Origin of the sequence: Vibrio sp. vnigr-6D03 (assembly GCF_002835515.1) — a bacterium.
GTDB classification, from domain to species: Bacteria; Pseudomonadota; Gammaproteobacteria; order Enterobacterales; family Vibrionaceae; genus Vibrio; species Vibrio penaeicida.
In genome coordinates, this window is sequence record NZ_PIZL01000022.1 from 42,398 (window position 1) to 61,855 (window position 19,458).

General features: G+C 44.5%; 16 protein-coding genes and 1 pseudogene. 9 read left to right on the plus strand and 8 right to left on the minus strand.

The genetic code is table 11. The annotated features are described in order from the left end of the window. Window positions 1–34 precede the first annotated feature (34 nt). Window positions 35–379: a DUF3802 family protein gene (locus CW749_RS18735; protein ID WP_101113800.1), complete on the plus strand. Its 345-nt coding sequence runs from the start codon at window positions 35–37 to the stop codon at window positions 377–379. A gap of 121 nt (window positions 380–500) precedes the next feature. Here the strand turns inward: CW749_RS18735 and CW749_RS18740 are convergent, their stop codons facing one another. Further along, window positions 501–989, minus strand: a complete 489-nt coding sequence (locus CW749_RS18740; RefSeq protein WP_101113801.1) for an NlpC/P60 family protein — start codon at window positions 987–989, stop codon at window positions 501–503. A 108-nt stretch (window positions 990–1,097) separates the two neighbouring features. Here CW749_RS18740 and CW749_RS18745 point away from each other — a divergent pair, with 108 nt between their 5' ends. Then, window positions 1,098–3,131, plus strand: a complete 2,034-nt coding sequence (locus CW749_RS18745) for a methyl-accepting chemotaxis protein (RefSeq protein WP_101113802.1) — start codon at window positions 1,098–1,100, stop codon at window positions 3,129–3,131. Window positions 3,132–3,423: 292 nt separating this feature from the next. Here CW749_RS18745 and CW749_RS18750 read toward each other — a convergent pair whose 3' ends face one another. Then, window positions 3,424–4,212 (minus strand): sterol desaturase family protein, encoded by a 789-nt coding sequence (locus CW749_RS18750; RefSeq protein ID WP_101113803.1) that lies wholly within the window; start codon window positions 4,210–4,212, stop codon window positions 3,424–3,426. Between the two features lie 111 nt (window positions 4,213–4,323). Here CW749_RS18750 and CW749_RS18755 point away from each other — a divergent pair, with 111 nt between their 5' ends. Next, the gene (locus tag CW749_RS18755; protein ID WP_101113901.1) at window positions 4,324–5,142 is read left to right on the plus strand and encodes a tRNA-uridine aminocarboxypropyltransferase; all 819 of its coding nucleotides are present in this window, start codon (window positions 4,324–4,326) and stop codon (window positions 5,140–5,142) included. Window positions 5,143–5,307: 165 nt separating this feature from the next. Next, a complete protein-coding gene (gene nagK / locus CW749_RS18760) occupies window positions 5,308–6,216 on the plus strand; it encodes an N-acetylglucosamine kinase (RefSeq protein WP_101113902.1) in 909 nt (302 codons plus the stop codon). A 129-nt stretch (window positions 6,217–6,345) separates the two neighbouring features. On the opposite strand, the gene CW749_RS18765 is transcribed toward nagK, so the two are convergent. The 6 genes and pseudogenes from CW749_RS18765 to CW749_RS18790 form a co-directional block, all read right to left on the minus strand. Beyond that, window positions 6,346–6,612 carry a DUF2960 domain-containing protein gene (locus CW749_RS18765; RefSeq protein WP_101113804.1) on the minus strand — a complete coding sequence of 89 codons (267 nt, stop codon included), beginning with the start codon at window positions 6,610–6,612 and terminating at the stop codon, window positions 6,346–6,348. A 91-nt stretch (window positions 6,613–6,703) separates the two neighbouring features. Beyond that, complete coding sequence (locus CW749_RS18770; RefSeq protein ID WP_101113805.1) at window positions 6,704–8,518, minus strand: bifunctional molybdopterin-guanine dinucleotide biosynthesis adaptor protein MobB/molybdopterin molybdotransferase MoeA; 1,815 nt, start codon at window positions 8,516–8,518, stop codon at window positions 6,704–6,706. After that, window positions 8,515–9,099: a molybdenum cofactor guanylyltransferase MobA gene (gene mobA / locus CW749_RS18775; protein ID WP_101113806.1), complete on the minus strand. Its 585-nt coding sequence runs from the start codon at window positions 9,097–9,099 to the stop codon at window positions 8,515–8,517. Before mobA ends, CW749_RS18770 begins: the two co-directional genes overlap by 4 nt. Further along, window positions 9,077–9,781, minus strand: a complete 705-nt coding sequence (locus CW749_RS18780) for an energy-coupling factor ABC transporter ATP-binding protein (protein ID WP_101113807.1) — start codon at window positions 9,779–9,781, stop codon at window positions 9,077–9,079. Before CW749_RS18780 ends, mobA begins: the two co-directional genes overlap by 23 nt. A gap of 11 nt (window positions 9,782–9,792) precedes the next feature. Continuing rightward, window positions 9,793–10,491, minus strand: coding sequence for an ABC transporter permease (locus tag CW749_RS18785; protein WP_101113808.1), 699 nt, complete (start codon window positions 10,489–10,491; stop codon window positions 9,793–9,795). A 71-nt stretch (window positions 10,492–10,562) separates the two neighbouring features. Further along, window positions 10,563–11,381 (minus strand): annotated as a pseudogene (locus tag CW749_RS18790) (substrate-binding domain-containing protein); the annotation flags it as partial. A gap of 318 nt (window positions 11,382–11,699) precedes the next feature. Here CW749_RS18790 and CW749_RS18795 point away from each other — a divergent pair. The 5 genes from CW749_RS18795 to CW749_RS18815 all read left to right on the plus strand — a co-directional run bounded on the left by CW749_RS18795 (window position 11,700) and on the right by CW749_RS18815 (window position 19,456). Continuing rightward, window positions 11,700–13,187 (plus strand): sigma-54 dependent transcriptional regulator, encoded by a 1,488-nt coding sequence (locus tag CW749_RS18795; RefSeq protein ID WP_180958443.1) that lies wholly within the window; start codon window positions 11,700–11,702, stop codon window positions 13,185–13,187. Further along, window positions 13,177–15,213 (plus strand): HAMP domain-containing sensor histidine kinase, encoded by a 2,037-nt coding sequence (locus CW749_RS18800; RefSeq protein ID WP_237322500.1) that lies wholly within the window; start codon window positions 13,177–13,179, stop codon window positions 15,211–15,213. The genes CW749_RS18795 and CW749_RS18800 overlap by 11 nt, the downstream gene beginning before the upstream one ends. Before the next feature lie 127 nt (window positions 15,214–15,340). Further along, the gene (locus tag CW749_RS18805; protein WP_101113810.1) at window positions 15,341–16,933 is read left to right on the plus strand and encodes an ABC-F family ATPase; all 1,593 of its coding nucleotides are present in this window, start codon (window positions 15,341–15,343) and stop codon (window positions 16,931–16,933) included. A 313-nt stretch (window positions 16,934–17,246) separates the two neighbouring features. Continuing rightward, complete coding sequence (locus CW749_RS18810) at window positions 17,247–18,515, plus strand: sugar ABC transporter substrate-binding protein (RefSeq protein ID WP_317982736.1); 1,269 nt, start codon at window positions 17,247–17,249, stop codon at window positions 18,513–18,515. Window positions 18,516–18,595: 80 nt separating this feature from the next. Then, window positions 18,596–19,456, plus strand: a complete 861-nt coding sequence (locus tag CW749_RS18815) for a sugar ABC transporter permease (RefSeq protein ID WP_101113812.1) — start codon at window positions 18,596–18,598, stop codon at window positions 19,454–19,456. Window positions 19,457–19,458 lie beyond the last annotated feature (2 nt).

Below are 19,458 nucleotides of genomic sequence, written 5' to 3' on the forward strand. Positions count from 1 at the left end.
AAGCAATAAGACACCAACACGGTGGAGACGAATAGTGGTTGTAGAAACTGATGGCTACCTTGCTCTTATTGAGCATTTAACAATGAACCTAGACATTTTTGCCAAAGTCGAAGGTGATACTGGTGATGAGAGTATCGAGGATGTCGTGACCGATCTCATTGCGACCAACATTATGGCTATCTTTGAACAAAATCCTGAATTGCATTCAAGCGTGCGTTTTAAACTCCTAAAAGAAGCGGACGCTGTTGTTGACGATTTGGGTGAAGTACTTGCCGGCGCGTGGAACAAGAAAGCCACAAACGAGCAAATTGGCTTTTTAGATGAATATATCGCACTTGTTAAAAACCTGTTTGATACCGCTGTAGCAATATACGATTAGGTTTGATAACAACGACACAAACAAAGCAAGCTTACACGAACAAATGTTTGTAGTTGTTTACCAAAAAGGGGCTGGTCTTTGACCAACCCCTTTTCTTTTTTTGAATCAAACTCATCGATAACTAATTTACTCTTCGAAAATGCCAAAAAGCGTTAGCCCAATAAGGGTTATCTAAGCGCGAGATAATGACTCCCTTCGATGTAGAAGCATGCATAAATGCTTTATTACCCATGTACACGCCAACGTGACGCTGCTTGTACGCTGTTTTGAAAAAAACGAGATCACCGGGTTTGGCGTCCTTATAAGAAACTTGTTTTCCAACTTTGCTTTGGCTTTCTGTCGTTCTTGGTAGCGACATAGCAAAAGCCTCATTGAAAGCGACTTTGGTAAACGCGCTGCAATCTATGCCATAGCGATCATTACCACCAAATCGATAGGGTACGCCTTCCCACCTTACATACACATCGCTTAGCGCTCGTTGAGTGGCAGTATTTTGCTTACTATTTGGCTCATAAGCATCAGTTGAAAAATCAGGTTGTGGCGCTGAACAACCCACCAAGAACACACTTACCATCAGAAGTTTTGTCGAAATAATTCTTTTAAAACACATACTCGTTCTTATTGTTAATTATATTTATTTTGAAATATGGCTGTCATAAGTGAGCCATAAACTCTTTCGCATAAAGACCACTAAGGACAGTTCTACCTGAACGCTCATATGCGAAATACCAAATCGAACCGGATTTCAATTTCACTAATACAAGCCATTGTGGCTGTATTAGCCGTTACTACTTTCATGGTAGTTTCTCTTTCAAGTATCAGCCAACGTGGCATTGATACTGTAGGTTCAGAATTTAGCCAGCTATCCGAGCAAGCACTACCACTAGCTATAAATAATGCAGAGCTTACTCAAACGATACTGACTCAAGTTAAACGCTTAAATCAAGGAATGCAAAGCGAAAATGAGAGTGAGCTTAGCTCCGCAGTCGCGAAACTGGATGCTCTTACGATAAAAAGTCAGGAGGAGCTCGATTCCTTATTTAACCTTTCCGATGCCTTTGGAGGCGTGGTTTCCGATCATCAGAAAGAGCAACTCATCCACTCTGTTGAGTCATTGAGGCAAAATTCTATTCAAGTGCTTAATGTTCAGCGAGATATCTTTGCTATTCAAGTTACCTTAAATGACCTTATCCCAACATTTCGTTATGGAGTCAGTTCAATTGGCCCTGAAATGAACCGGGTATCGTCTTTCTTAATTCAAGATAACCCAGAGGCATCAGACGCAGCTAATCGCTTTATCGCCAGCGCGAGCTCTATGGAAAGCACGTTCCTCGTGATGATGATGGCAGAGGATCTAGAGAAAGCGACATCGGAATACCAAGAGATGAAGAATCGAATCGCTGGAATTAATCTGGCGTACGAAGATTTCGCCGAATGGTACCCAGACATAAAAGAATTTGCGAGTTTGGCTGCACCCTATGAAATGGTGAAAGAAGGGTTTGCAGAATCGGGGGTACTACAGCAAATTCTGATTAAACGAGAAAAAGTAGAAAGCCAAAAGCGTTGGATTAAAGACGTTACACACAGCGCTGACCAAACGATAGAAATGCTAGCTAAAATTTCCACAACCGCGCGAGCGCTCATCAAAAGAAGCCAAACAGAAGTAGAACGCACTATGGAGTATGTACAACTCGTGCTCATGCTTACAGGGTCTGTTTTGGTTCTGGTCATCGTCATAACGGGTTTTGTTCTAAGGCGTTGGATAAACAAAGGGGTCCGAAATATAACGCGTTCACTTAACTTATTAACGGAGCACAAATTCAACTTGTCTGTTCAGAGCGTTGGTCCTGCTGAAATGCACGTAATAGCGTCGCAACTTAACAAAGTTATCGAGTCAACGGGAGACTCGTTAAAAATGGTGACGACAAACTGCGAAACCCTATACCAAACCGCTGGAGTCAGCCACTCTGCCGCTGAAGAAACGAAGGCGAGCTTGGATAAACAGAACCACTCTCTTAATGAAATGGTGTCCACCGTGTGTGAACTACAAGGTGCGATACGCGAAATTGCTAAGGTTGCTTCTGAATCGTACGAAGAATCGAGGATCGCAGCTTCAGACTCCATTCAAGGCGGGAAAGTCATTGAAGAAAACGCACATCGATTGGCGACTCTAGATAGTTCGTTAACAATAAATGAAGAATCCATGGCTAAATTAGATGGAAAAGTTCGAGAGATTACCGAGCTGGTCGATTTAATCAGTGGGATCGCAGAGAACACCAATTTACTCGCGTTGAATGCCGCAATAGAGGCAGCACGAGCGGGAGAGCAGGGAAGAGGTTTTGCAGTTGTTGCCGATGAAGTAAGAAAACTGGCAAGCGATACAAGTCATCAAACAACGAATATTCGAGAGATGATGGCAGCATTACAACAAGCTGCTGCAGACTCAAAAGATGCTGTTATTGAAAGCCGAAAAGAAATGTCTCAGGCAATGAAATCGAGCATGGATGTTAAGGAAACATTCAGCAAAATCGAGATGTCAGTCGAGGCGATAAAACTGCGTGTCGAACAAATATCAGTTGCTACCGAACAGCAAGAGCGCTCAACGACGAATGTGAACAACAACATTCAATCTATTTCCGAACTCGGGGAAAACACCACAATTCAATTAGACTCCATGATCAAGAGTTCAGAACAAGTGGCGGACATCGGTGGTCACCAACAAGCCATGTTGCACAAGTATGATTTCGCGTAGCTTTTGTTATATACCCAAGTAACCTCAAGATGCTAGGTTCAGCGGCTTCCCTACCAAAGAATGAGGAACTGGCTTTCAGGCAAGGCATCGATTTGTAGATCTAGTGGTTCTAAATTAAGAATCGACAACGCAGTATGAAAGCCAGTTAAACTCGCCCTTGGGAGCCCATATTCTGCTCCACTTCATCGTCTAAGAACTCGGAAAGGACTCGTCATTTCGCTGCGTTCTTGTCCTTGAATTGAAACAGAATATGAGGCTATGAATCCTGCACCTTGAGGTCACTTGGGTATACTTAATCATGCCTAAACGGTTGAGTCAGCATTTTCCATAATTGTTGTTCCTTGGGTTTCCTGAATAGAGGAAGCCCAATTTCTACTTCATCGTGTCCTTTTTTCGGCTGATCTCTGTAAGTGCCCAACCATTGGTCCCATATGGACAAGAAAAAGCCAAAATTAGAATGGGTTTCTTTCACTTCTACCGAGTGGTGAACACGGTGCATGTCAGGAGTAACAAGGAACTTTCGTAACCAAAAATCCAATTTAAGGGGGAGTTTTCCGTTACTGTGATTGAACATCGCGCTCACGTTGAGAATAATTTCAAATACAACAATGGCAATGGGAGACACTCCTAAAGCGAGCACAAGCGCAATTTTAATCCACATGGACAAAATGATCTCAATAGGATGAAATCGGCTACCCGTCGTCACATCAATATCTTGGTCGGCATGATGCATTCGATGAAGTCGCCATAAAAAAGGCAGTCGATGGAACATTACATGCTGAACATAGATTGCAAAATCAAGAATTAACACAGAAAGAAGAATGTTGGCTAGCGCCGGAACCTCGAAGAAATGGAATAGTCCGAATCCAAATTGCTGTGCTTGCAAGGCGCTATCAAACGCTACGATCGGCATAATAACCGCTAAGCAGATACTGTTGAGCCCAACTAACCCCAAATTGTTTCCCCAACGGGTTAACTTACTTTGAGTCAGCGATTTTCTAGGTGCGTAATACTCCCAACAAGCAAAAAGTATCAATCCGCCAATAAAAAAGCTCAACCGAATAATCGCTGGATCTTCCATTCATTCCTACCTTTGTATTTCTTACTTATCCCGAGTTCCGGTCACTTACGGAATCTAGCATCTTGATACTGTTTGGGTATAATCTGCCAAATTTCCTGTATTACTGACACTATTACCATGCGCATACATCAGGTTCACAGCCTATATCAATCTCGGCTCGACAGAGCGACCAAACCCTTTAATGCTCGCGGTTCTAAAGTTGTACGGTGTCAATTCTGCCAAGTAACAGAGAAGCACTGTATTTGTTCACACCAGCCCAATATTCAATCAGATATTTCGGCGCTGATCATCATGTCAGATAACGAAATCCTCAAGCCCAGTAACACTGGTAGGCTGATAGCGGACATCCTTAAAGACACACATGCTTTTCAATGGTCACGCACTGAACCTGAACAGGCATTGTTAGCTCTACTAAAAGATAACAAATACCAACCCGTTATAATCTTCCCTGAAGACTATGTCGATGAAAAATCAAGGCTCATTCAAGTAGAAGACCTTGTTAAGCAAGAAAAACTTACAGAGCAAGCCTTACCAAAAGAACAGGGTCTACCAAAAGATGCGAACAGTATTCCAAGTAAAAAACCTCTTCTCATATTTCTAGACGGAAGTTGGCGAGAAGCGCGAAAAATGTTCAGAAAGTCCGATTACCTTGTTAATTTACCTGTTTTGTCTGTTAATCCAGACACCGTATCAAATTATATGATGAGAAAGTCAGATAATGAAAAGCACCTTGCGACTGCAGAAGTTGCTAGCTTGGTGATCAATATGCTGGGTGACTCAAATACCGCTCAAATGCTTTCACTTTGGTTTGATACTTTTAAAGAAGGTTACCTTCTGAGTAAAACGCGCCTAAAACATGACCTTTCAAAGCCAATGCTGGCAAAATACGTTCAATTTACTAAAAACATTGAGCACAGAGTCACCACTTAGCCTTACTGACAACGTTAATTTGTGTTGTATCACGGACTGCTCAGCCAGTTTATGGATAATGCGTAGCTAGATAATTTTATGCTCTTTTCATCAGATCGTACTGTCCGTTGGGCAATTTCTGCTTACATTGAGCATGCATTGATTTTTGGGATTCAGGAGAGAAACATGTACTACGGCTTTGATGTCGGTGGCACCAAAATTGAATTTGGCGCGTTTAATGAGAAGTTAGATCGTAAAGCAACAGAACGTGTACCTACTCCAGGTGACGACTATGAAAAGTTGGTTGAAACCATAGCGGGTCTGGTTGCCAAATATGATGCTGAACTGGGCGTAGAAGGCACCATTGGTATCGGCATTCCAGGAATGGAAGACGCCGATGACGGAACAGTCCTAACAACAAACGTTCCTGCGGCAAAAGGAAAGCCTCTACGTAAAGATCTGGAAGCGAAAATTGGCCGTAAAGTGAAAATCGACAACGATGCAAACTGCTTTGCATTGTCGGAAGCTTGGGACGATGAGTTGAAAGATGAGCCTGCCGTTATGGGCTTGATTCTCGGTACTGGCTTTGGTGGCGGTTTTGTGTTCGATGGTAAAGTGTTCTCTGGTCGCAATCACGTAGCGGGTGAGGTAGGGCATGCACGCCTGCCGATCGATGCTTGGTTCCATCTGGGTGAAAATGCGCCTTTGTTTGGTTGTGGTTGCGATAAGAAAGGCTGCTTAGATAATTACTTGTCTGGTCGTGGTTTCGAACAACTCTACGAGCACTACTACGGCGAGCGAATTAAAGCGGTTGAATTGATCAAACTTCACGCTGAAGGCGAAGCCAAAGCGGTTGAACATGTAGAGCGCTTCATGGAGTTGTTGGCGATCTGTCTTGGCAACTTGTTCACATCTTTTGATCCTAATGTTGTTGCATTGGGGGGGGGGCTGTCGAACTTTGAACTGATTTATGAAGAGATGCCAAAGCGCATACCTAAATATCTACTTTCTGTTGCGAAACCACCAAAGATCATCAAAGCGAAACACGGCGATTCTGGTGGCGTACGCGGCGCAGCATTTTTGAACATTAAATAATCTCAGCGCTATACTTCAAAAGTACTGAATGGCAGTGCTGCTTAGGTTAAATGAAAAAAGTGAGCTTCTAATTTTAGAAGCTCACTTTTTTGTTTAAAACGATGTATTTTCTCAACGAGGAAGCAGGTTTTAACTTTTCTTTTTACCAACACCTAGGTTTTCTTTCTGTGCCAGTGTGATCTTGCCAAAACCAAGCTTTCTAAAATGGTTATCTCGGTAATCACGCACTGCTTTCGTGTCGGACACGGCTTCAACTTGTTGTTCCATTTTCAAATAGTTGGAAATGTCGATACCTTCTGCGTCCGCGACGGCTTCATGAATTGAACGAAATTTCTCGTAAGAAAATAGAAGCGTTTTTTCTTCGTCTTTATAGGTATAAATAATGGTACGAGCCATAAATTTCTGCCTGCTAGGGTTTAACCTGAATAATTTGGGCACACTCTATCAATTGGGTAGAGCGATGCCAAACCCTTTTTATTGATATCTCCTAGACTCGACCTTGCAATGGAATAATGGTGACGCTTTCGCCTGCTTTTACTGTGTCGACTTCTGGCGTAATTTCTATCAAGCAATTGGCTTCACTCATGGAGCGGAGTATCCCTGAACCTTGCTTGCCTGTGGTTTTTACCTCTAATTGCCCATTTGAGTTTACATTGTAAATTCCACGGCTGAATTCTGTTCTTCCTTGGCGAGATCGCAAGTTTTCACTGGCAATGGCCGGCACTTTTAGCGGCGTCCAATTCTTCTCTCCTTGGAGTTTACGAATGGCAGGCTCCACAAAATTAATAAACGAAACCATAACAGCAACGGGGTTGCCGGGTAATCCGAAGAAAGGTTTATCAGAAATTTTTCCGAATGCGAGAGGGCGACCCGGTCGCATGCTGATACGCCAAAAATCGATCTGACCAAGCGCGTCTAGAGCGAGCTTTATGTAATCCGCATCGCCAACCGATACACCACCCGATGTAATGATGGCATCGGCAGTTTCCCCAGCATCTTTCAAAGCTTGCATGATGACCTGTTGGTCGTCTTCTAAAATGCCTAGGTCCATCACTTCGCAACCTAGTTGCTCTAGAAGCCCTTTCAATGTGTAGCGGTTGGAATCGTAGATGCAATTGTCTTTCAATTGGTTTCCCGGCGCTTGAACTTCATCGCCAGTAGAGAAAAGGGCAACACGAACAGGGCGTATGACGTGGCAACGGTCAATACCGAGTGACGCTATCATTCCCATTTCAGCCGAGCCAATGCGTTTTCCTGCTTCAAATACTTGCTGTCCTTCAGACAAATCTTCACCCGCTTGGCGTACGTTTTGCTCCGCCTTAATATTAGAAGTGGAGAATGTGACAATGTCACCTTTTTGATTGGCTTGTTCACGCATGATAACGGTATCAGCGCTCTGGGGAGTAGGTGCTCCCGTCATGATCTTTACCGCTTCGCCTTCTTGTAACGGCTGTGTGTAGGCATTGCCAGCCATGACTTCAGCAACGACTTTAAATGCCTTGTTCCCAATGTCTTCGCTGCGAATCGCATAACCGTCCATAGCCGAATTGGTGTATGCCGGAACATTGATAGGAGAAGACACTGCTTGTGCAAGTACATTTCCAAACGACTTTTCAACATGAATGTGGGTTGTGTCTGAAATGGGCGTCACCGCAGATAAAATGGCGTCACGCCCTTGTTCTACTGATAAGAAAGCAGGCGACACAATGTCGCAGCAACTTGATGCTTCTGATGGCGCGGAGGAGCATGATGGTTGAGCTGCATGTACGTCTTTCACATCTACCTTGCCATTCGCATAATCCACCACGAAGCTCGCAATGGCATCGAGATCATTGATGTTCATTTGAGGGAGGCGCGCACCAACAGATCTGTCCGCTGCAATCGCGATGATGTTTTCATCGCTTGGGTGAAGCCAAGGTTTTCCTACTTCTTCTCGGTTTAATTCAATTTTAGGGAAAGCGATGTTTTTACATCCTTCAACCAATATCAAATCGAGCTGAGTATCATCAAACCTAGAAATTAAATACTCAAAATTGGCTTCATTTTCTGGAGTCTCTATCATCAAAGCATGGCGGTAGCGCGAGCTTATCAGCATTTGACTTGCTCCAGCTTTGCGCAATCGGTAGCTGTCTTTCCCGGGTTTATCGACATCGAAGTTATGGTGAGCGTGTTTCAGAACCCCGATCCGCAACCCTTTTTCAGTCAATTTCGGTAGAAGCGCTTCAAGCAGGGTCGTTTTTCCTGTACCGCTGTACGCTGCAAAGCCGAGAACTGGTAATGAAGTAGGGAGTTTTTTTGTCATAGTACGGTACCAAATTGTTCCAGCTCTTCAGGCGTATTCAGGTTGATAAAGCATTGTGCAGCATCAGAGAAATCGACTCGATGTGTCACACACTCCTGATAAAGAAGAATGATTTTACGATCGCCACGTTTTAGAAATGCTTCAAGCTTAGGCAAGACGCGCTTATGGAAAAGGGTGAACACAGGTTGTAAATGATCGCCATCGTGCGCGACTAAAATATCAGAATCAGCTTGAATGGCATTTTGAAAACGTGCGACCAGATCGGATGATATACATGGGCTGTCGCAAGGTACAAAGCCAACCCAATCACAATTCGCGTGTTTTAAACCCGTGTGAATACCACCAAGGGGACCGGGGAAATCTTGAAATTCATCACCAACAACTGGTGCATATTCATGATAGGCCTCAATGTTGCGATTGGCATTGATCAACAAATCGTGCGTTTGAGCACTTAAAATGGAATGAACATGTTCAATCAAAGGGCGACCATTTAGGGTAATTAATCCTTTGTCTTGCCCGCCCATACGTGTTGCTTTACCGCCAGCTAAAATAACCCAACTAATTGGCGTTGGAAATTGCATATTGTTTCTCTTGTATTAATTGTAATAGTGGTTTTTCTGTCAAAGACTTATCTTCAATACACCACTGCTTTTGGCATAGCCGAGTTAACGAATTACTTTGGTGACTGGTGATCACCAAACTGGCACCTCGACTTAATAAGTCTTTTGACATTAACACCAATCGCTCAATCGATTCTTGATCCAGACTGGCACTTGGCTCATCCATTAACAAAATCGATGGGTTAAGAATCCACGCTCTTGCCATCGCGACACGTTGTCTTTCTCCACCGGAGAGTAAAGAGACATGCTCATCCGCGAGCGTTTCCAGCCCAACCATTCTCAAGGCTTTAATGACTTTATTGCGTTTTTCTTGTTTGCTCTCTGATGTGTATTTTACGCCATACGCAACATTTTGAAACACAGAGCCATCAAACAGATAGGGTGACTGATGCAAATAAATGATATCGGAGCGAGTTCGCGCGCCCAACATTCTTTTTAACAGGGAAGGTAAGGGGAAATCGATATCTCCGCTGGTTGGCTCAATTAAGCCCGCCATGATCTTAAGTAGCGTGGTTTTCCCTACACCATTATCTCCCTGAAGATAAACCGCTTCATTGGGTCCAATTTTGAGTTCAGGAATGTAAAACAGTACTCGATCTTTAAATCTCATTGAGAGATTGCGAGCAGACAGTTTAAGCGTCATCCGTGTGCCTCCTATGTCCGCAAATACCCTTTCCCACGCACTGAGGAAAGAGAGAAGTTTAATAGCAGCGCCAAACAAAGCAGTACAATACCCAAAGCAACGCCTTGAGCAAACGCACCTTTTTGGCTTTCCATTGCTATTGCGGTGGGGATATTGCGCGTGACCCCCATAATATTTCCGCCGACCATCATGGAGCAGCCGACTTCCGTAATGATTCTTGAAAATGCTGTAATGGTTGCGGCGATCAACGGGAACCGGTTTTCCCATAGCAAAGTAAACGTAACGTGAGGAATGGAAACACCTAACGTTAAGGACGTTTCCAAAGCCCGACGGTCACTGGCTTGTAATGCACCATGCATCATCGAGACTAAAATGGGGAAACAAATCAGCATCTGCCCGAAAATCATGGCTTTTTGCGTAAACAGCATTTGCCAATCACCCAGTGGTCCAGCTCGTGATAACATCATGTAAAGAAGCAGACCAATAACTACGGTTGGCACTGCCTGAAGCGTATTTACTAAAGACAAAATCAACCAACGCCCTGGAAAGTCACAATAAGCGAGGATGAAAGCAAACAGCAGAGAAGGGACCAAAACCAACATCAAAGCAGAAAGCGACACACTGAATGAAACCGTCACAATCGTCCATAATTGTGGATCAAAGCTGATCAGCAGTTGAAGTGCTTCTAGAGTGGTTTGCCAAAGCGACATGGTTACTTGCTCTCCGCCTTGTTCTTCACAACTGCTTGTGTATTGGCAACTGTCTTGGCATTCGCAACGGACTTAGCATTTGCAACAAAAAGTTGTTTGCCTTGTCGCTTAAAATTATTGATGAGTGTTTGTCCTTTTTTATTTACCAACCAATCGCTGAATACCTTAGCGCCTTGATAATTAATGTCTGGGTAGCGTTTTGGGTTCACAAGAATCACTTGATACGGGTTGAACAAGCGTTTATCTCCTTCAATCGCTATACCCAGTTCAACTTTATTTTGATACGCCAACCACGTACCGCGATCCGTTAAAGTATAGCCTTGCATCTCAGAAGCCATATTCAAAGTTGGTCCCATTCCTTGCCCCACGGATCGGTAGCCGCCAAAATTCGGCTCTATCGAGCTCTGCGCCCACAGGTTGAGTTCTTTTTTGTGCGTTCCAGAATCATCGCCACGCGAAACAAACATTGATTCGGTGTTCGCGATTTTCTTGAACGCTTTGGCTACGTCGTCTCCACCATAAACCTGTGCAGGATCATCTTTCGGCCCTACGACAACAAAATCGTTATACATTAGGGCTCTAGGTAAAATGCCGTAACCTTTTTCAACAAAATTTGCTTCAGCTTTTGGGGCGTGTGTCATCACTAAGTCGACATCGCCATTTTGCCCCATTCGCAGTGACTTACCCGTCCCAGCGGCGATGACATTCACTTTGTATCCGGTATCTTTTTCAAATTCAGGAAGTAGGTAGTCCAAAAGACCAGAATGATAAGTGCTGGTTGTTGTGGCCAAGCGAACATGAGGCTTTGTTTGGTCGGCAAATGCATGAGAACTGACAGTTGTTGCAAAAATAGTCGCTGAAACGGCGAGGGCAGTCGCAGTGTAATTCATTACTTAATTCCATTTATTTTAGTTTTTGAATGCATTGGTTTGTATCGACCGCTCTATACTGAGCGAAGCCGAAGGCAAAGAATCGATAGCCTTGGCGTATAGACGCGATAAACCGATACCCAATAGACAGTGCAATCCCAGTGCCAAGTTGGTTTGAGCCAAAAACCCTTATTTTTGTGAGGTAAGTCATCAGTTTTGTGACCGCGCCGCACCCGAAAAATTTGAGCTAGGACAAAATGTCGCACATACTTAGTTTTCCAATTGATCTCGATTGGTACACTCTGTCCCAGTTTTTCCGAACCCAAAGATGAGCCATATATGTCAGTATCCCAGGATCCATTCATGCAGAACAAAGATGCCAACCCAAATCATGTCGGAAAATATCAAGCGTTCTCGGTTTTGGTGGTAGATGATGAAGTGGGAATGCAAACGATACTGAAGAAAGCACTGGGTAAGTGGTTTTCTAAAGTGGACTGCCAAGGCAGCATTGAAGAAGCGGAAAAATTGCGGCAAGAAAACCACTACGATCTAATCATCTTGGACATCAATTTACCGGGTCGATCTGGGATCGAATGGACAGAAGCTTTTAACGACGAAGACCGCCGCTGTGACGTCATCTTCATGACAGGGTATGCCGATTTGGAAACCGCCATCAGTGCATTAAAACTAGGCGCGACCGATTTTATACTCAAGCCATTTAATCTCGATCAAATGCTGCAATCCGTTCAACGCTGTATGGATAAGCGTTTATCGCAGCGGCTTCACCACGCATTAACGCGAGATGTTAAGCGCCTAATTAGCAGCGAAATGATTGGTCATTCGGAAAAAACCAAATCACTCAAACAGTTAATGGGGCAGTTTGCACCATCTCGGGCGTCCATATTAGTGGAAGGGGAATCGGGAACAGGGAAAGAACTGGTAGCGCGTGGTGTTCATTTTGCCAGTGGCCGAACGGGGCCATTTGTCCCTATCAACTGCGGAGCTATTGCCCCAGAGCTTCTGGAAAGCGAATTGTTTGGTCATACAGCAGGGGCGTTTACAGGAGCAAAGAAAAGCCGGGAAGGGCTATTCAGAGTTGCCAGTGGAGGCACACTGTTTTTGGATGAAATTGGGGAAATGCCCATTGCCATGCAGTCTTCACTTTTACGTGTGTTAGAGCAACGAACCATTCGACCTGTCGGCAGTGAAAAAGAAATCAGCGTTGATGTCCGTGTTGTCGCAGCAACCAATAGAAATTTAAAGGATGAAGTGGATGCTGGGACATTTCGAAAAGATCTCTATTATCGGCTAAACGTTTTAAAAATAGACGTGCCGCCTTTAAGAGAAAGAAAAACAGACTTAATCGATTTGGTGCCTTTCTTTACCAAAACGTTAGCCAAAGAGTTAGGTATGCCGGAACCAAAATGGGCACATGAAGACATACTGGCAATGCACGACTACGATTGGCCAGGTAATATTCGGGAATTAAAAAACTTAATGGAGCGCTGCATTTTGCTCGGAAAACCTCCTGCCCATCATTGGCGAGAGCTCAACGCAGACTACTCGCAGCCCGCTCAAGCAAGCATAAATGTGACAACGTCACTAGAAACTGCGTTACCAAGTCTACCGGATTACCGAAGTGACGAGATATTAGGTTATCCCAATGAATGGAGTTTAAAAGAAGTCGAAAAGCGTCACATCAAACAGGTGGTTTCCCATCATGACGGAAATAAATCGGCTGCCTCACGTCAATTGGGCGTTGCAAGGAAAACGTTAGAGAGAAAATACAAAGAGTGGGAATTAGAAGGATCAGACGATGCGGAATAACAAATCTGGAACGTCTAACGTTTTTACCTTATGGCGCTTGCGACTCAAATCGATGGTGCGCTATCGGTTGCTGTTCTTAACGTCTGCGCCCATCCTACTCACACTACTCGCGTTGGTGGGCATCACTTTCTATTGGTCAACGCATTATACGTGGCAAAACGCCTTGGTTAATGTGTCTGAAAAACTCTCCGTAGCAGACAATAGCATTCAAATTCTTCAGGAACGTCAGTTCCAAAGTGTTAAATCCTTATCCAACTCATACCCATTTCAAGTTCGTTTGATGTCGGTTTACAGAGATGCGTTAGAACTTGAGGAATGGGTCGGATCCCAAAAGAACAAGTATCAGCTCGATTTTCTACGCTGGGTGCCGATAGACAAAGCGACGAACCATCAACTGCTTGCACAAAAAGCGTCGTTTTTTGAAGTGTTCAATACTCAACAAATGAACGAGTACGACGACGATTTGGCTGTTCGAGCGGAGATCCCATTGCTGAATGGAAACGGCGTCGAATCTCGCGGTTTAATCAGCCGTAGCGTATTACCAGTACGAGATGAAGACCAACACGTATTGGGTTACTTAGATGGCGGGTTACTGCTTAATAACAGCACTGGTTTAGTTGATCAGATTCGCGACTTAATTTACGCCAAACCAACTGAATTGCAGCCACAAATCGGAACCGTAACCCTGTTTATGGACGATTTACGCATAAGTACCAACGTACCGCTAGATAGCCAAGCCCACAAAGGAAGAGCGATTGGCACAACGGTTTCGCTTCAAGTGAAACAGGCTGTTTTGGAAAGGGGAGAAAACTGGATAGATCGTGCCTACGTGTATGACGATTGGTACATAACCGCTTATCAACCCATTTATAACCAATACAACGATGTTATTGGGATGCTGTATACCGGTTATCTCATTTGGCCTCTCATTAAAATTTACATTACCAACCTCGGTGAAATCAGCTTAACTATTCTCGCTTTGTTATTGATTTCAGGCATGATTGTTTATCGTGGCTCTCGTGATTTGTTTCACCCAATCGAGCGGATTCACCATGTTGTTAAATCCGTCCAAGCAGGGCGAGACAAGCGAATTGGCCAACTAGGCTTGGATGATGAACACGAGTTAACCCAACTGGCACGGCAATTCGACAACATGCTCGATTTGTTGGCGCAACGAAATGCCGAAATTCGCCAGGCCGCTGATCAGCTCGAAGGAAAAGTACAAAACCGTACGGCGAAATTGCGAGAAAAAACGGAACAACTCGAACTGCACATCCAATTACTCAATCAGACTCGCGATAAGCTTGTGGTGAATGAAAAGCTTGCCGCGCTAGGGGAGCTTACCGCGGGCATCGCGCATGAGATCAACAACCCAACAGCGGTCATCTTAGGGAATGTTGAGCTTCTTAAGTTTGCTCTTGGCGATAAGGCCGGCTCGATAGAAGAAGAAATTCAAACCATCCTTGACCAAATAGATCGCATCCGAAACATCACGCGCAGTTTGCTGCAATACAGTCGCCAAGGTGGTGTTCAAGACGAAGTCACTTGGCAACACGTTAACCCTATCGTGGAAGAGAGCCTCACTTTAGTCAAAACAGGCGCTAAAAAGCGGGACGTTCAATTTGTCACAGAGCTCAACGCCAAGTCCGTTGTTGAAGTAAATCGCCACCACTTGCTGCAAATTTTAGTCAACTTAGAAATGAACGCCATTCATGCCATGAGCGGAGAAGGGGTGCTCACCATTCGCACTGAAGACTGGATGGATGACGATGAAGAGTCAAAAGGCGCAATCGTTCATGTCGTAGACCAAGGATGTGGTATCCCAGATGAGCAGATAAAACGTATCTTTGACCCTTTTTATACAACAAAACGCGATGGCACTGGGCTTGGTTTGTCGGTTTCGCAAAGTATCTTAAGCCAAACGGGCGGGGAAATAAAAGTGACGTCTAAAGTGGGTTTAGGGAGTCAATTTTCAATTTACTTACCGTTGAAATCGAATGCCGTTGATTTAGTTGTTATGAATTAGATTCTAACTGAACAAGCATTGCACCTAACCAAGCGAAGATTGACGCTCTAGAGCCCAATTAACACTTGCATCAGACCGCGTTGCCAAGTACCGTTGCACCGCGTTTTTTTATCTAAGAGGTTAGGTTTTGATTTCTACCGCGAATATCACACAGCAATTTGGCGCGAAGCCACTATTTGAAAACATTTCAGTTAAGTTTGGCGAAGGCAACCGTTACGGTCTGATTGGCGCAAATGGGTGTGGTAAATCCACTTTCATGAAAATCCTTAGCGGAGAACTCGACCAAACTTCTGGTAACGTCAGCTACGACCCAAATGAGCGTGTTGCCAAGCTGAGCCAGGATCAGTTTGCCTATGAAGAATTTACAGTTATCGACACTGTTATCATGGGACACAAAGAACTTTGGGAAGTAAAACAAGAGCGTGACCGCATTTACTCTTTGGCTGAAATGAGCGAAGAAGACGGCATGAAAGTCGCGGATCTTGAAACAGAATTCGCAGAAATGGACGGCTACATGGCCGAATCTAAAGCAGGAGAACTTCTTCTCGCTGTAGGTATTCCATTGGAGCAACACTTTGGCTTGATGAGCGAAGTGGCACCGGGCTGGAAACTGCGTGTGCTTTTGGCGCAAATTCTATTTGCAGACCCAGACATCATGTTGCTCGACGAACCAACCAACAACTTGGATATCGATACTATCCGCTGGTTGGAAGATACGCTTAATGAGCGTAACTGCACCATGATCATCATCTCGCACGATCGTCACTTCCTAAACAGTGTTTGTACACACATGGCGGATCTCGATTACGGTGAACTGCGCGTTTACCCAGGTAACTACGACGAATACATGACAGCGGCATCGCAAGCTCGTGACCGTCTATTAGCTGACAACGCGAAGAAAAAAGCTCAAATTGCAGAGCTGCAAACCTTCGTGGCACGTTTCTCGGCAAACGCTTCTAAAGCTAAACAAGCAACTTCTCGTGCTAAGCAGATTGATAAAATCAAGCTCGATGAAGTAAAAGCATCTAGCCGTCAAAACCCATTCATCCGTTTTGAACAATCGAAAGAATTGTTCCGAAACGCATTGATTGTTGAGAACCTGACACAAGGTTTCGAAAACGACTTATTCACCGATTTCAATGCCATTTTTGAAGTGGGTGAGCGTGTTGCCATTATTGGTGAAAACGGCGTTGGTAAAACGACATTGCTTAATACGCTAGCTGGCGCGATTGAACCTCGTAACGGTTCATTCAAATGGTCTGAGAATTCAAACGTAGGTTACTACGCTCAGGATCACGCGGAAGAATTCGCTGAAGACATGAACCTTATGGACTGGATGGGGCAATGGCGTCAAGAAGGCGATGACGAGCAAGTGATTCGCAGTTTCTTAGGTCGTATGTTGTTCTCGCAAGATGACATCAAAAAGTCGGTAAAAGTACTGTCTGGTGGTGAGCAAGGCCGTATGTTGCTTGGTAAGCTGATGATGCATAAACCCAACATGCTTCTAATGGATGAGCCAACCAACCACATGGATATGGAATCTATTGAATCCTTGAACAACGCTCTGGAGCAATACAAGGGCACGTTGTTCTTCGTATCTCACGACCGGGTATTTGTGGATTCTTTGGCGACACGTATCATTGAAATCAAAGACAATCAGATCACAGATTTCAAAGGAACGTACGCTGAATTCCTAAAATCTCGCGGTGTGGAAGAGTAAAAAAGAAGGGTAGGTTTTCGAACAAAATCTGCCTGTATACTCAAATTCAATCAAAACGCTCAAAATCTTGAGCGTTTTTTTTTCGCTTAAACTCTCCAATTTCATCTCAATCGTGAGACACCTAGATCAGAAAAAGTACATTAGAGTGGAAAAAAGTACTTTTCTGCACCAAATAAATTCTCTTTTGACTAATTTTGAATTGTGATTGTTGCGAGCTTGTTAATAAGTCGAGCTTAACAATAAACTAAAAACAGTCGAGGGAATGAACATGAAATCCAGGACATTACTTTCTGCCTCTATCGCTCTAGCCGCTATGACAAGTACATACGCTATGGCTGCAACAGAGCTAACGATCGCGACGGTGAATAACGGTCATATGATCGAAATGCAGAAGCTTAGTACCGCATACGAAGAGGCTAATCCAGGTATCAAACTCAATTGGGTTACCTTGGAGGAAGGAGTGCTTCGCCAACGTGTGACAACCGATATCGCCACCAAAGGTGGGCAATTCGATATCATGACCATTGGTATGTATGAAGCTCCAATATGGGGCAAAAAAGGTTGGCTCAACGAAATTAAAGACGACGCCAACTACAATGCCGACGACATCTTACCAGCCATTCGCTCTGGGTTATCGGTAGATGGAAAAATGTACGCCGTTCCGTTTTATGGCGAAAGTTCTATGGTGATGTACCGTAAAGACTTGGTCGATAAAGCGGGCATGACGGTTCCAGACAACGCTTCTTGGGGCCACATTCGTGATGTAGCCGGTGCGATTCATGATCCCGATAACGGTGTTTACGGAATCTGTCTTCGCGGTAAGCCTGGATGGGGCGATAACGCTGCATTCATCACAACCATGGCCAATTCGTTTGGTGCTCGTTGGTTTGATGAAGACTGGAAACCTCAGTTAAATTCTCCGGAGTGGAACCATGCTGTTTCGTTCTACATCGACCTTTTATCTACTTACGGACCACCGGGCTCAACATCCAACAGCTTCAACGAAATCCTAGCGTTATACAACGAAGGTAAGTGTGGCATGTGGATAGATGCCACGATCGCCGCTTCATTTATCTCGGATCCAAAACAGAGCAAAGTTGCCGATAAAGTTGCATTTGCACAGGCACCCATTGCGGTAACTAACCGCGGTGCGAACTGGCTTTGGGCTTGGTCTCTTGCAGTACCTGCAGGCAGTAAAAACCAAGTTGAAGCCGAGAAATTTGTTAAATGGGCAACGTCGCAAGACTACATCAAACTGGTTGCAAAAGAGAATGGATGGGCAAACGTACCAACAGGCACTCGTAAATCCACTTACGAAACGCCTGAGTTCCAAGAAGCCGCTGTTTTCGCAGAAGCAGAGCTGAAAGCCATTCAATCTGCAAACCCAGAAAACAGCACGCTCCTTCCGACCCCTTACGTGGGTGTCCAGTTCGCGGCTATTCCTGAATTCCAAGCTATCGGTATCGCTGCTGGTCAGCAGTTCACGAATGCACTGGCAGGAAATGTGACTGTGGAACAAGCGTTGAAAGCTGCAAACAAATCTGCCGACCGTGAAATGCGTAAATCAGGTTACTACAAGTAATCAGTATTAACAGGAGCGTTATCGCTCCTGTCTACTTCGGGGCACGTTTTCCTCATATCTGTATTTACAAGGAAGTCTTTATGCAAAGGTGGTTACCCAAATTATTGGTATTCCCATCCTTCATCAGTTTATTGCTGTGGATGGTCGTCCCTTTATCCATGACCATTTACTTTTCCGTCATCCGATACAACTTGCTGTATCCGGGAGAAAATAACTACATCGGCGGACTGAACTTTGAATTTTTCTACACCGATGAGGCCTTTTGGCCAGCAGTGACAAACACGCTCACGCTGGTTGGAATGGTACTTGTCGTGACGGTTGTATTTGCAATATTGCTTGCCGTTTTGCTCGACAAACCTTTTAAAGGCCGTGGCATTGTGCGCGTTTTGCTCATCTCACCGTTCTTTATTATGCCGACCGTTAATGCGCTGATTTGGAAAAATCTAATGATGCATCCGGTTTATGGCGTACTCGCATCTATTTGGGAATCCATCGGGCTAGAGCCCATTGATTGGTTAGCCGATTATCCACTTGGTTCCATCATTGCGATGTTGAGTTGGCAGTGGATGCCATTTGCGTTGCTGATTTTTATCACCTCGTTGCAGTCCATGGACAACGAGCAAAAAGAAGCAGCCGTACTGGATGGCGCAACAGGATTTCAGATATTCCGATACCTTACGCTGCCACATTTAGCGAGACCGATAGCGGTCGTGATGATGATTGAAACCATCTTTTTGCTTTCTGTGTTTGCGGAAATCTTCGTGACCACCAGCGGTGGGCCGGGGTACGAATCAACAAACTTAGCGTTCTTGATCTTCGCGCAAGCCTTGATGCAGTTTGATGTTGGTGTCGCGTCGGCAGGTGGATTGATCGCCGTGATCCTCGCAAATATCGTCGCGTTCTTCTTAATCCGTGCCATTGGCAAAAACTTAGTCGCCTAGGA

What these genes read in the sequence shown, in the direction of transcription:
- mobA (WP_101113806.1), bottom strand. Translation starts at nt 9,099, where the DNA reads ATGCAATTTCCAACGCCAATTAGTTGGGTTATTTTAGCTGGCGGTAAA.
- CW749_RS18815 (WP_101113812.1), top strand. Translation starts at nt 18,596, where the DNA reads ATGCAAAGGTGGTTACCCAAATTATTGGTATTCCCATCCTTCATCAGT.
- CW749_RS18750 (WP_101113803.1), bottom strand. Translation starts at nt 4,212, where the DNA reads ATGGAAGATCCAGCGATTATTCGGTTGAGCTTTTTTATTGGCGGATTG.
- CW749_RS18795 (WP_180958443.1), top strand. Translation starts at nt 11,700, where the DNA reads ATGTCAGTATCCCAGGATCCATTCATGCAGAACAAAGATGCCAACCCA.
- CW749_RS18800 (WP_237322500.1), top strand. Translation starts at nt 13,177, where the DNA reads ATGCGGAATAACAAATCTGGAACGTCTAACGTTTTTACCTTATGGCGC.
- CW749_RS18765 (WP_101113804.1), bottom strand. Translation starts at nt 6,612, where the DNA reads ATGGCTCGTACCATTATTTATACCTATAAAGACGAAGAAAAAACGCTT.
- nagK (WP_101113902.1), top strand. Translation starts at nt 5,308, where the DNA reads ATGTACTACGGCTTTGATGTCGGTGGCACCAAAATTGAATTTGGCGCG.
- CW749_RS18810 (WP_317982736.1), top strand. Translation starts at nt 17,247, where the DNA reads ATGACAAGTACATACGCTATGGCTGCAACAGAGCTAACGATCGCGACG.
- CW749_RS18770 (WP_101113805.1), bottom strand. Translation starts at nt 8,518, where the DNA reads ATGACAAAAAAACTCCCTACTTCATTACCAGTTCTCGGCTTTGCAGCG.
- CW749_RS18740 (WP_101113801.1), bottom strand. Translation starts at nt 989, where the DNA reads ATGTGTTTTAAAAGAATTATTTCGACAAAACTTCTGATGGTAAGTGTG.
- CW749_RS18780 (WP_101113807.1), bottom strand. Translation starts at nt 9,781, where the DNA reads ATGACGCTTAAACTGTCTGCTCGCAATCTCTCAATGAGATTTAAAGAT.
- CW749_RS18745 (WP_101113802.1), top strand. Translation starts at nt 1,098, where the DNA reads ATGCGAAATACCAAATCGAACCGGATTTCAATTTCACTAATACAAGCC.
- CW749_RS18785 (WP_101113808.1), bottom strand. Translation starts at nt 10,491, where the DNA reads ATGTCGCTTTGGCAAACCACTCTAGAAGCACTTCAACTGCTGATCAGC.